Source organism: Nostoc sp. CCY0012 (assembly GCF_963920855.1).
In the GTDB taxonomy this organism is placed as follows: domain Bacteria; phylum Cyanobacteriota; class Cyanobacteriia; order Cyanobacteriales; family Nostocaceae; genus Cyanocohniella.
This window is the reverse complement of record NZ_CAWUDM010000080.1, coordinates 17,314-27,739: the sequence shown is the minus strand read 5'-3', so window position 1 is coordinate 27,739 and position 10,426 is coordinate 17,314. Positions and strand designations below refer to the sequence as shown.

Genomic DNA, 10,426 nt, shown 5'->3' with positions numbered 1-10,426 from the left:
AAAAGATAAGGTTTAAAGCCTCGCCCCTTGTGGGTGGTTTTTCTCCCCTGCCCCCTGCCCCCCTGCCTTTTTACTGATGAACCAACTTGAAAAAGCTCAAGCTGAGTACAAAAATTTTCCTCAAGAATTTCAGAGTGTAATTATTAGCACGGTAAATGAGCAAGGAATACCCAATGCTAGTTACACTCCTTTTGTGATGGATGCAGCCAAAAACATTTACATTTATGTCAGTGGTCTGGCAACCCACACGCAAAACCTTCATGCTAATCCTCATGTCAGTGTCTTATTTATCGATGATGAATCTAAAACTGAACAAATTTTTGCGCGTCGTCGGTTGAGTTTTGATTGCACAGCGACTTTAATTGAGCGTGACACTGAAGCCTGGAATCATATTGTTGAGCAATTTCAAGGGCGTTTTGGTGAACTGATTGAGGTTTTGCGTGGTTTACCTGATTTTCGGATTTTTCAGTTAACTCCCAGTGCTGGTCGTTTTGTGGTTGGTTTCGGCACAGCTTATCACATTCGTGGGGATCAACTTGATCAATTGGTTCACATTACTAGAGATAAATAAGGCGGATGTAACAGAGGACTAAAGTCCTGACTACAAACTTTATAAGAGTATAATTTTATGCTTCAGTTTCAACCTCCTGGCTTTGGGCATAAAGTCATTCATACCTCTTTAGGGGCAATGGTTTACTATACTCAAACGACTGCGCCCTGGTTAAATACCGATAGTGAAAATTTACCGCCTTTATTGTTTCTGCACAATTTTGGTGGTGGGGCATCTGCGTATGAATGGTCTAAAGTTTACCCGGCTTTTGCGGCTACGCACCATATAATAGCCCCAGATTTAATTGGCTGGGGTGAATCTGCCCATCCAGTGCGGGATTATCAAATTAGAGATTATCTGAGCGCGATCGCCGAATTAATTACCCAAACTTGTCAACAGCCGGTGCAGGTGGTGGCTTCTTCTTTAACAGCGGCTTTGACTATCCGCCTAGCTATTAGTCAACCTGAGTTATTCCAAAAACTATATCTAGTATGTCCCTCTGGATTTGATGACTTTGGCCAAGGTGCTGGACGCAGGTTACCACTGTCAGTGATTAACACGCCTTTATTGGATAACTTAATTTATGCCCTGGGTGCGGAAAATGAATTGGCTGTGAGAAATTTTCTGCAAAGTTTTCTGTTTGCCAAACCAGAAAGAGTCTCTCCAGAGATGGTGGCAGCTTATTTAACTTCTGCACAACAGCCCAACGCCAAGTTTTCCGCCTTGGCATTTTTACGGGGAGACCTTTACTTTGACTTGAGTTTGTATATTCAGCAATTAAAAATTCCTACTGTGCTTTTTTGGGGAGAGAAAGCACAATTTACTAGTATCAAACTAGGACGACGTTTAGCCAATTTAAATCCCAGTGTCATTGAAAAGTTTCAGGCGATCGCTGATGCTGGAGTCTTACCCCATCTAGAAATACCCGAAATTTTCATTGGGTTATTACAGCCCTATTTATAGCTACATACTCAGTGCTTCTATCTCCAATTCTGACAAACCAGTAATATTAGCTACCTGCTCTACTGTCATCCCCGAATAAAGTAAGTTGCGTGCTGTTTGATGTAACTGAAATTCTGCTCGGTCTGCTCGTTGACGTTCTTGCTCTACCCGTTGTTGTTCTTGATACACGCTTTCTTCGGGAACTGGCAGCAACTTTCCTGCTAAATCTGCCCAGCGTAACCAAGTAGCATCAACGCCTTGATAAATCCCTTGCCAAAGTAGCAATGATAAACCTAAGACTTGGCTAACTAAGTAATTATCCGTATTTTGTAATAATGGTTGATAAACCCCATTTTGCAAAGAAAAACCAGCCCAATCATCAGGGTTAAAAGGATCAAACCAGAAATATTCCGGTACGCGCAGCTGATTTTGATAAATTAGCTTTTTCCCATTTTTATCAGCTTGGGCAGTACTTTTAGATAATAATTCAATCACAATATCTGGCCCTTTACCCTCTTCCCAGACCACCCAACTACGACGTTCTCCCTTGGGGACTCCTAACACAGCAAAAAAGTCTGGGCCGCGAAAATCCTCATTGTTCAACTGCGCCAAACTGAAGTAGACAAACATATTGCCGCCGATATATCCATCTTCTCGCTGGGCCAACCAAGGAACTAAGGCATTAATCAACAAATCCATTTGTAATTTATGCCGTTGGCTTTCCATCGACATACAATCATCGTCAGGTAATTCTGCTTGGTTTGGGGGTGGGTTCACAGTTGGTGCGGCAAAAATTTCTGACATGGCTTTTTCAATATGGGGTAGCCATTACTGACATACTTTATATTACTCGATTGCCGCCTAGTAGAGCGCGGGCTTTGCCACTTGTAGGAACTGGTGTTGAGAGGAATGGAAGCGGGATTTTGAAAATTTGTCGAACTCACCTTAAAGAAATCAACTCGATTCCACACCAAGGTTAGTAACTACTGACACAATATAAGTGATTTTAGCAACAATCTAATATCATGCAAAACTGGGTATAGCTTGCGTAATAACACTTAAAAAAAAGCTCTAAAATAAGATACCGTGAAACAGCTATACACCGTGATATTGCCTGTGACATGATGAATGCACAAGCACGAATTTAATGTACATAAAAACATGAAATTTCAACACATCTCTGTTCTTACTGGCTTAATGGCTGCTGGTGTTTTAGCTTTATCTACATCTTCTGCACAGGCTTTTTCATTCACTACTAATTCCACCTATAACAATAAGCCCAAAGATGATATTTGGTTGAAGTCTGTACAGCTAAAAGATGGAACTATCATTGATGATTTTGCCTTAGTTAATAAAGCCAATATCATCTACAACGACGCTTACAAAGGTGGTAACTCCGGCGCAGCCAGCGCAGATAAAGGAGATAATGCACAAGGTATAGTAGCCGAAGATCCTAATAATCAGCAGGTAGTTGCAGCACTAGGTAATCTCAACCTTAACAACATCATAGATGGTGAAGATAGCGGTAAATTCATCATGAACCTTTTCTTTGATCAAGCAGTAGATCAATTGTTTTTCTGGGAACGGGGAATGAATAGTGATTTAGCCGTTCAAGCCATAGATGCTGATGGTAATGTGATTGGTAATTTACTGAAAATGTTGCGGAGTGAGTGGGATGATACTGGGTATAAAATTGACACAACTGAAATTAGTGGCTCTCAAAAAGTCGGCTCTAGGGGTGTTAGTTTAGCCGACTTGGGTCTAAGTGGTTATAGCTCCATTACAGGAATTCGTGTCAGCGCTAACTCATCATTTAACGGCCCTGACTTCAAAGTTGTGGGAGCAGTCGCCCAAAGTGTACCTGAACCAGCTAGCTTGTTAGGTCTTGGCTTGATGGGTGGAATGCTGGTTATCTCTCGTCGTCGTCAAGCTACAAATAACGGTTGAGTTAAGCTTGTGAATGTATATACTTTGCTTCGATAACAGAATACCGATAAATCATGCCATCGCATTTTGTGGAACTATAGAATTGTGCGATGGTTTTTGCTATGGCGACCAGAAGTTAAATCACGCTGACTGAATAGGTACGGATTGCTGAATCAACTGTTGCAATAGTTAAATTATGTTGTAAAGCTTGACAAATAAGCATTCTATCAAAGGGGTCTCGATGCAATAATGGTAGATTGGCAAGTATAGCAACACTGGCTTGATCTAAGTCAAGATTAACAATTTGATGGCGATCGCGTTGTTTGGGAAAATAGAGTTCGGGTGACTCTGGTAGTGGTAGTTTACCCAATTGATATTTGACAATAGATTCCCACATGGACACAACACTAAGATATATCTGATTATCTAGATTGCAAATACTATCTCGAACATCCGTTGATAAGCGATTATCACCACTAATAAACCATAAAAAAACATGAGTATCTAAGATAATTTTCATCCGCCCTCAAACGCATTTAACATATCTTCAGGTAGAGGTGCGTCAAAATCATCAGGTACTGTAAACTCTCCTGCACACAAACCAAAAGGTCGTTGCTGTTTATGAGTATTTGTAATTGGCTTTAATTCAGCAATTGCCTTATCTGCTTGGATAATAACAAAGCTTTCACCAGCCTCAACTTGATTAAGGTACTTCAATGGGTCTTTTTGAATTTCATCAACTGTGACTCTTTGCATTTGATTATATTGAATTTAACTTTATTCTATCAAGCCCACAAAAATATTTATAATTTACACTTTTATATGTTTTCTCAACTTTTTAATTAAGTTTTATTGTGCTTTTTTATTGAGTATATTTATACGTTGGGGTATGATCACCTGACTATCATATCAGTTATTATATCTGGAAAAATTTCTTCAAAAGTTAAATTCAATTGGTGAAAACTTCGTGGTAGGATGCGATGGACTCCGGCGGGTGCAAAGCGCCATCGCAGGTTGTGGAACTATAGAATTGTGCGATCGTTTTTGCTATTACTCAAATAATATTACTCATTCTGTTTGAATGCTTGTGCTACCAGTAACGCCAATACAGCTCCTGCTCCCAACTGAAACAGAGGTAATTTGCCCAATAAATCCGTAATGCTAGGTATGACTAAGTTCTGATAATCTCCATCAACTCTGTCGTCTTCTGCCACAGGTTGGTAAAAATTGTTGGATGCATCTTCAGATTTTAGTTCATTACTGCGTTGGAGATTAAAACCAGTCAGTAATAATAATGAATCTACCAACGAAGGCGATATTTTTTGAGCTAAATCTAGTAATTTAGCTATATCACCAACGAGCAGGTCACGGATTGGGTGTTCAGCTGCATAAAGGATGGCATCAGACACAATTCTGGGGTCATAGTAAGGTGGTATTCCTGACGGTTTCACCCCTAACTTTGTTAAGCCATTATTCCAGAAGGGAGTGTTGATCACGACTGGCTTCACACTTGTGACACTAATAGGCCATTTTTCATGTATCAATTCGACACGCATAGCTTCTAGAAAGCCCTCAACCCCATGTTTGGCTGAAGAGTAAGCACTTTGATATGGAAGCGATCGCCTACCTTCCATTGAAGATACATGAATTAAGGCCCCGCGTCCCTCACGTTTGAGATGGGGTAACGCCGCCATCGCACCATATACTTGACCCATCAAGTTGACATCAATAACATGTTTAAACTCTTCTGGTGTTGTCTTGTCAAATGTCGCAAAGATACCGATGGCGGCCACATGAACCCACGTGTCGAGTCGTCCGTATACCTCGACAGTTTTATCTGCGATCGCCTTAACTTGTTCAAATACTTCTACATCAGCTACGTAAAAAGTTGCCTCGCCGCCAAAGCTGCGAATCTCCTCCACTAAAGACTTTAGCTTTGACTCACTGCGAGCTGAAACTACCACTTTGGCCCCGCGTTTAGCAAACTCAAGAGCTGTGATCCGTCCGATACCACTGGAGGCTCCAACAACAGAAACAACCTGCTGATTGATTGGCTTTAATTGCATCAGTGTTACTCCTTAAAAGATTTTTCCAAAAAACTAATGCATTCCACCGTTTTGAGTCTTCTGGGAATCATAAACGCCCCAATATTCAATCCCCTGATCGCGTAATATCGGTTCGGCGCGATGAATTTCTGCTTCTGAGCCTTCTAGGATGAGCAAATAATAACTCTGCTGGAGGCGATCGCTATAAACTCTGGCTCTGTCTTCAGGAATGCCTAAATCACCGAATGCTTTCAACAAATTTTGATGTGCTGCGGCTCCCACTGCAATACCTGCAACGCTGCTGACTAATGCTACACCTACCGAACCTGCTGCTAGCACAACTCCTAAACCGGGAAGTGCTAAACTACTCAAACCAACTAACGCGCTACCCCAAGTAGTTGCTGTCAGCGTGTCTCCTACAACTCCGGTTGTATTGACATCTTGATTACCGATGTGGTCACTGATGTGCGCTTCGCCTAGGCGATCGCCTTGTTCTACATCTTTAGCAATGACAGAAACTTTCTCCATAGGAAAGTTGGCAGTTTTCAATTCATTAATTGCCTGTTCTATCTGTTGAGAATTAGCAAATACTCCTAATGCACGTATAGTGTCTTTAGTTATCATATTTTCCTCTTTTATAATTGTATTAGTGGGTTCATTTATAACCGCAGTATTTCGTCTCAATTGACGAGTAGGTTAAGTATTAAAACACTCCTACACCCACATCTTAGTTACTATTACAGTTGCAGTTCTCTGTCTATTGGGGAATATGGAAGCGTCACAGGAAGTATCTGTAAAATTTATTCATCTCTGCACTGAAGGCTGCAACTATTCTCACCTTCTCCGCTTCAAGAACAGAACCCAACACGACTGCACCGTTACCGATTGTAGTAACTATGGCTTAAATCCTGAATATAATACTAATAATTCAGGCGTTCGCCTCCGGCGGGCGCAAAGCGCCATCGCACTTTGTAGAACTGAGAATTGTGCGATGGTTTTTGCTATGGCGTAGTTAGATACTTTAAGATAAGAACATATAATTTACCGGAGATTGAGTCAATGGCCTATATCTCCCAAAAAACCCTCACTAAAGAAGATTTTCTTTCTCAATATCAAGATAATCCCCGCTATGAATTAGCAGACGGAGAACTAATTGACATGGAACCCACTGGCCCCCACGAAACGGTGAGTGGTAAAATTGCAACCCAAATCGGTATAAACCTGGTTGCAGAAAAACTTCCCTGGTTTATTCCTCGCACTTGTTTAATTTATCCCTTCGCAGATGCAGCCACAGTTCGCCGTCCTGATGTTGTGGTTCTTGATGAAACAGTTATTGATCGTGAATCCCTCTGGGAACGAGAACCCATAATTACCTTGGGACGCTCAATTAAATTGGTAGTTGAAGTTGTGAGTACAAATTGGGAAACTGACTATGCTCGCAAAGTTGAAGAATATGCACTTTTAGGCATTCCTGAATATTGGATTGTCGATTATCGGGGATTGGGTGGCGTGGCTTTTATTGGTAAACCAAAACAACCAACCTTTACTATTTGTCAAATTGCTGAAGATACTTATATTCAACAACAATATCGATTAAATCAATTGATTAATTCACCGCTTTTGCCTCGTCTTCAACTTCGCCTAAATGATATTCTTCCTCGATAATTCGAGTTGCGATCGCCTCCGGCGGGGCGTAGCCCATCGCCTGACTCAATTTGATAATTTCAACCTTGGGTAACTCAGTTGATTCAACAAACTCAAAAAATAGAAGAACTGGTTTTCACGAATGGTTATCAATACTGTTCGGTTAAGAGTTTTTGTAGGTTGGGTTAAGCGACAGCGCAACCCAACAAAAGTCTGTAAATGTTGGGTTTCCTAGCCTCAACCAAACCTACCTGATTTAATGTTTTTAGCTTAACCGACAAGTATTGGAATGGTAATAACTATTTCTTATGCTAAATCCTTCCAAACTAGAGTAAAAAGCTCTATTTGGGCGTTATGTATAATTTTTTTTAACACAATTACCTACGTATTAGATATTCCGTGATATTGTAAGCGTTAAAGACAAATATTACCGCCACTCCGCCACTATATATAAATTATTTAGGATGAACTATGGAACCTATTACTCTTATTATTACCGCACTAGTGGCTGGAGCAGCAAAAGCTGCTGGTGATGCCGCCCCAGATGCTTACAATGCCTTGAAAGCTTTGATTAAGCGTAAGTTTGAAAATGAACCAAAAGCGCAAATGGTTCTGGAAGAACACGAACAAGATCCAGAAACCTATGAAGCACCACTGAAAAAGAAGTTAGCTGAAGCTGGTGCTGATCAAGATAAAGAAATTATTAAAGCTGCTCAGGAATTGTTGAAACAGGTAGAACCTGAAGAGTCTGCATCTGGTAAGTATAACACGGTGTTTCAAGGAGAAGTGAAAGGCGCTCAAATAGGCGATCGCAACACACAAACAAATATATTTAGCTAAAAGCCACTGGAGAATTTCAATGGCTGAAAATAGCTCTAAATACAATTTGGAATTTAAAGACCAAGCCAAGGGTGTTGCGATTGGTGATGGCAATATTATCTACAATTATTTCTACTACAGAGAAGAGGTAGCAACTGCATCTGTTGATGTGGCTGATGATAATCTCCCCTGTCCTTATCGGGGTTTGTTTCACTTTGGCCCCAATGATGCTGAGTTTTTCTTTGGAAGAGAAATATTTATTGAACAACTTTATATTGCAACTAAAACCTGTAATTTTATTCCCGTGCTAGGTGCGTCAGGAAGTGGTAAATCTTCGGTGGTCTTAGCTGGACTTGTCCCTAAGTTACAAAAAGAGGGTCATTGGCAATTTACTCATTTCCGTCCTGGTTCTGACAAAGATCCATTTTATGCTTTGGCTGAGGCACTTGTTCCACTTTACAGAGCAGAGATAGATTCTACGGATAAAATAACTCAGGCTGGTAAGCTGGCTGCATCTCTTAAAGACGGAACAACGCCACTTTCTCGTATATTTAGCTCTATTCAACGCAATCATCCCCATCATCGGGTGCTACTGATTGCTGACCAATTTGAAGAAATTTATACTCTTTGTCACGATGAAGAAATTCGCCGCAGGTTTCTTGACTGCTTATTAGCTGGTCTAGGAACTACAACTTCCCTGTCTGCATCGCCTATGGTGCTAGTAACGACCATGCGGGCAGATTTTTTGGCCAATGCTCTCTCCTATCGTCCCTTTGCTGATCTCTTGCAAAATGCTGACCTGAAACTGGGGCCGATGAATCGAGAGGAACTAAGACAAGTCATAGAAAAACCTGCTAAAAATTTGGGCGTAACATTTGAGGGGGGACTTGTAGAACTCATTCTCAAAGATGTGGAAGAGCAACCGGGAAATTTACCTTTGCTAGAGTTTGCTTTGACACAGTTGTGGAATAAGCGCACAGGTAAACAATTAACTCACAAAATATATGAAGAAATTGGTCAGGTAGAAGGTGCTTTAGCTCGCCATGCTGATCAAAAATATGGCAACTTAACAAAAGAGGAGCAAGAAAAAGTCCGGCGTATTTTTATTCAATTGGTGCGTCCAGGTGAGGGAGCAGAGGATACACGACGCATCGCGTTGAAAGCCGAATTGGGGGAGCAAAGTTGGTCTTTGGTCAAACAACTAGCTGATGCGCGGTTGGTCGTGACAAGTAACAATGCTACCAGTGAAGAAACGGTGGAGGTAGTCCATGAAGCTCTGATTCGCAATTGGGGAGAACTGCGAGAATGGATGAATACAAACCGCACTTTTAGAGCTTGGCAAGAACGACTGCGGTCAGCAAAGGGACAATGGGAAGCAACCGATAAAGATATGGGTTCATTGTTGCGTGGTGCAGCATTAGCAGAAGCAGAAGAAAAACTCAAGGAACGCCCAGAAGACTTAATTGATGAGAAAGAATTTATTGAGCAGAGTATCAAAGACCGTAATCTGATCAGGAGGCGCGGAATTATAGCTAGGTGGGGGATTGTGGTGGGTTCCTTGGGGGCGATGGTAATTAGTGCGGGATTGGGTTTGACGGCATGGAATCAGAAAAACCAATCGGAACTCAATCAAGCTGAATCCCTGGGTCGATATTCTTTGTCTCTATTTAATGAACATAAAGAATTGGAAGCTTTTGTGGAAGCAATCAAGGCGGGGAAAATTCTGCAAAGCCATGACAACACGATCAAACTCTGGGATGTAGAGACAGGAACCGAAATCCGCACCCTGATGGGGCATGAGTCCACGGTCTTTAGCGTCAGTTTGAGCCAAGACGGCAAGACTTTGGCTTCTGGTAGTGAAGACCAGACGATCAAACTCTGGGATGTAGAGAGTGACAAGACGATCAAACTCTGGGATGTAGAGACAGGAACCGGAATCCGCACCCTGATGGGGCATAAGTCCTGGGTCAATAGCGTCAGTTTGAGCCAAGACGGCAAGACTTTGGCTTCTGGTAGTCATGACAAGACGATCAAACCCTGGAAGATGGAATTAGACGTTTTAGTGGGGCGTAATTGCGATTGGGTACGCAATTATTTAACCTATAATCCTCATGTCAGCGAAAGTGACAGGCGCTTGTGTGACGGCATTGGTAAAAGTTCAGTGATCAGTGATCAGTTAACACCGATGTCGTGGGGGACTGATACCCAATTATATGATGTCCGCTAAATCACCCATAATAAACAGCTTGGTGCAAACTTCAGTCTATAAAATATGCGTTATGTTCATTCTGACTCATTACTTTCATCTAAATATTTTAGGAACGAATTAACGCCCAGTAACTGAATACTATAGCTTGCCATTATCACTCTCAAGTCATCATCAGCCCCCAAGTCATCATCTCCAGATACGATAATTCTCGCTTCACCGTCAATCGCTATTGCCAATACAGCTAAATCTTTAGGATATGGACAATTAGGCGGAATAATTTTCAATTCAGCT

The 10,426-nt window shown here is 41.5% G+C and carries 13 protein-coding genes; 7 read left to right on the top strand and 6 right to left on the bottom strand.

Going from position 1 to position 10,426, the window contains the following annotated elements; genetic code table 11:
* The first annotated feature begins 76 nt into the window (after window positions 1–76).
* Window positions 77–571, top strand: coding sequence for a HugZ family protein (locus tag ACM0OS_RS20565; protein ID WP_414545058.1), 495 nt, complete (start codon window positions 77–79; stop codon window positions 569–571).
* A gap of 57 nt (window positions 572–628) precedes the next feature.
* Entirely contained in the window at window positions 629–1,513 is an 885-nt protein-coding gene (locus ACM0OS_RS20560) for an alpha/beta fold hydrolase (protein ID WP_414545057.1), read from the top strand.
* On the opposite strand, the gene ACM0OS_RS20555 is transcribed toward ACM0OS_RS20560, so the two are convergent.
* Window positions 1,514–2,296 carry a Uma2 family endonuclease gene (locus tag ACM0OS_RS20555; RefSeq protein WP_414545056.1) on the bottom strand — a complete coding sequence of 261 codons (783 nt, stop codon included), beginning with the start codon at window positions 2,294–2,296 and terminating at the stop codon, window positions 1,514–1,516.
* Between the two features lie 357 nt (window positions 2,297–2,653).
* Between ACM0OS_RS20555 and ACM0OS_RS20550 the strand changes: the two genes are divergently transcribed.
* Window positions 2,654–3,439 (top strand): exosortase-dependent surface protein XDP2, encoded by a 786-nt coding sequence (locus ACM0OS_RS20550; protein WP_414545055.1) that lies wholly within the window; start codon window positions 2,654–2,656, stop codon window positions 3,437–3,439.
* 115 nt (window positions 3,440–3,554) lie between these two features.
* Here the strand turns inward: ACM0OS_RS20550 and ACM0OS_RS20545 are convergent, their stop codons facing one another.
* From ACM0OS_RS20545 to ACM0OS_RS20530, 4 genes are all read right to left on the bottom strand, one after another.
* Window positions 3,555–3,938, bottom strand: coding sequence for a type II toxin-antitoxin system VapC family toxin (locus tag ACM0OS_RS20545; RefSeq protein ID WP_414545054.1), 384 nt, complete (start codon window positions 3,936–3,938; stop codon window positions 3,555–3,557).
* A complete protein-coding gene (locus ACM0OS_RS20540; RefSeq protein WP_414545053.1) occupies window positions 3,935–4,174 on the bottom strand; it encodes a type II toxin-antitoxin system Phd/YefM family antitoxin in 240 nt (79 codons plus the stop codon). Before ACM0OS_RS20540 ends, ACM0OS_RS20545 begins: the two co-directional genes overlap by 4 nt.
* A gap of 308 nt (window positions 4,175–4,482) precedes the next feature.
* Window positions 4,483–5,484 carry an SDR family oxidoreductase gene (locus ACM0OS_RS20535; RefSeq protein ID WP_414545052.1) on the bottom strand — a complete coding sequence of 334 codons (1,002 nt, stop codon included), beginning with the start codon at window positions 5,482–5,484 and terminating at the stop codon, window positions 4,483–4,485.
* Between the two features lie 33 nt (window positions 5,485–5,517).
* Entirely contained in the window at window positions 5,518–6,087 is a 570-nt protein-coding gene (locus ACM0OS_RS20530) for a hypothetical protein (RefSeq protein WP_414545051.1), read from the bottom strand.
* 145 nt (window positions 6,088–6,232) lie between these two features.
* On the opposite strand from ACM0OS_RS20530, the gene ACM0OS_RS20525 reads away from it, so the two are divergent.
* The 4 genes from ACM0OS_RS20525 to ACM0OS_RS20510 all read left to right on the top strand — a co-directional run bounded on the left by ACM0OS_RS20525 (window position 6,233) and on the right by ACM0OS_RS20510 (window position 10,153).
* Window positions 6,233–6,475 carry a hypothetical protein gene (locus ACM0OS_RS20525; protein ID WP_414545050.1) on the top strand — a complete coding sequence of 81 codons (243 nt, stop codon included), beginning with the start codon at window positions 6,233–6,235 and terminating at the stop codon, window positions 6,473–6,475.
* 47 nt (window positions 6,476–6,522) lie between these two features.
* Window positions 6,523–7,128 carry a Uma2 family endonuclease gene (locus tag ACM0OS_RS20520; protein ID WP_414545049.1) on the top strand — a complete coding sequence of 202 codons (606 nt, stop codon included), beginning with the start codon at window positions 6,523–6,525 and terminating at the stop codon, window positions 7,126–7,128.
* Window positions 7,129–7,578: 450 nt separating this feature from the next.
* Entirely contained in the window at window positions 7,579–7,947 is a 369-nt protein-coding gene (locus ACM0OS_RS20515) for a hypothetical protein (RefSeq protein ID WP_414545048.1), read from the top strand.
* A 19-nt stretch (window positions 7,948–7,966) separates the two neighbouring features.
* A complete protein-coding gene (locus ACM0OS_RS20510; protein ID WP_414545047.1) occupies window positions 7,967–10,153 on the top strand; it encodes a hypothetical protein in 2,187 nt (728 codons plus the stop codon).
* A gap of 56 nt (window positions 10,154–10,209) precedes the next feature.
* On the opposite strand, the gene ACM0OS_RS20505 is transcribed toward ACM0OS_RS20510, so the two are convergent.
* Window positions 10,210–10,419, bottom strand: coding sequence for a hypothetical protein (locus tag ACM0OS_RS20505; RefSeq protein WP_414545046.1), 210 nt, complete (start codon window positions 10,417–10,419; stop codon window positions 10,210–10,212).
* Window positions 10,420–10,426 lie beyond the last annotated feature (7 nt).

Bases quoted from the DNA above. Each gene is read 5' to 3' on its own strand.
- ACM0OS_RS20540 (WP_414545053.1), bottom strand. From the start codon at position 4,174: ATGCAAAGAGTCACAGTTGATGAAATTCAAAAAGACCCATTGAAGTAC.
- ACM0OS_RS20555 (WP_414545056.1), bottom strand. From the start codon at position 2,296: ATGTCAGAAATTTTTGCCGCACCAACTGTGAACCCACCCCCAAACCAA.
- ACM0OS_RS20530 (WP_414545051.1), bottom strand. From the start codon at position 6,087: ATGATAACTAAAGACACTATACGTGCATTAGGAGTATTTGCTAATTCT.
- ACM0OS_RS20525 (WP_414545050.1), top strand. From the start codon at position 6,233: ATGGAAGCGTCACAGGAAGTATCTGTAAAATTTATTCATCTCTGCACT.
- ACM0OS_RS20520 (WP_414545049.1), top strand. From the start codon at position 6,523: ATGGCCTATATCTCCCAAAAAACCCTCACTAAAGAAGATTTTCTTTCT.
- ACM0OS_RS20550 (WP_414545055.1), top strand. From the start codon at position 2,654: ATGAAATTTCAACACATCTCTGTTCTTACTGGCTTAATGGCTGCTGGT.
- ACM0OS_RS20545 (WP_414545054.1), bottom strand. From the start codon at position 3,938: ATGAAAATTATCTTAGATACTCATGTTTTTTTATGGTTTATTAGTGGT.
- ACM0OS_RS20515 (WP_414545048.1), top strand. From the start codon at position 7,579: ATGGAACCTATTACTCTTATTATTACCGCACTAGTGGCTGGAGCAGCA.
- ACM0OS_RS20510 (WP_414545047.1), top strand. From the start codon at position 7,967: ATGGCTGAAAATAGCTCTAAATACAATTTGGAATTTAAAGACCAAGCC.
- ACM0OS_RS20535 (WP_414545052.1), bottom strand. From the start codon at position 5,484: ATGCAATTAAAGCCAATCAATCAGCAGGTTGTTTCTGTTGTTGGAGCC.
- ACM0OS_RS20560 (WP_414545057.1), top strand. From the start codon at position 629: ATGCTTCAGTTTCAACCTCCTGGCTTTGGGCATAAAGTCATTCATACC.
- ACM0OS_RS20565 (WP_414545058.1), top strand. From the start codon at position 77: ATGAACCAACTTGAAAAAGCTCAAGCTGAGTACAAAAATTTTCCTCAA.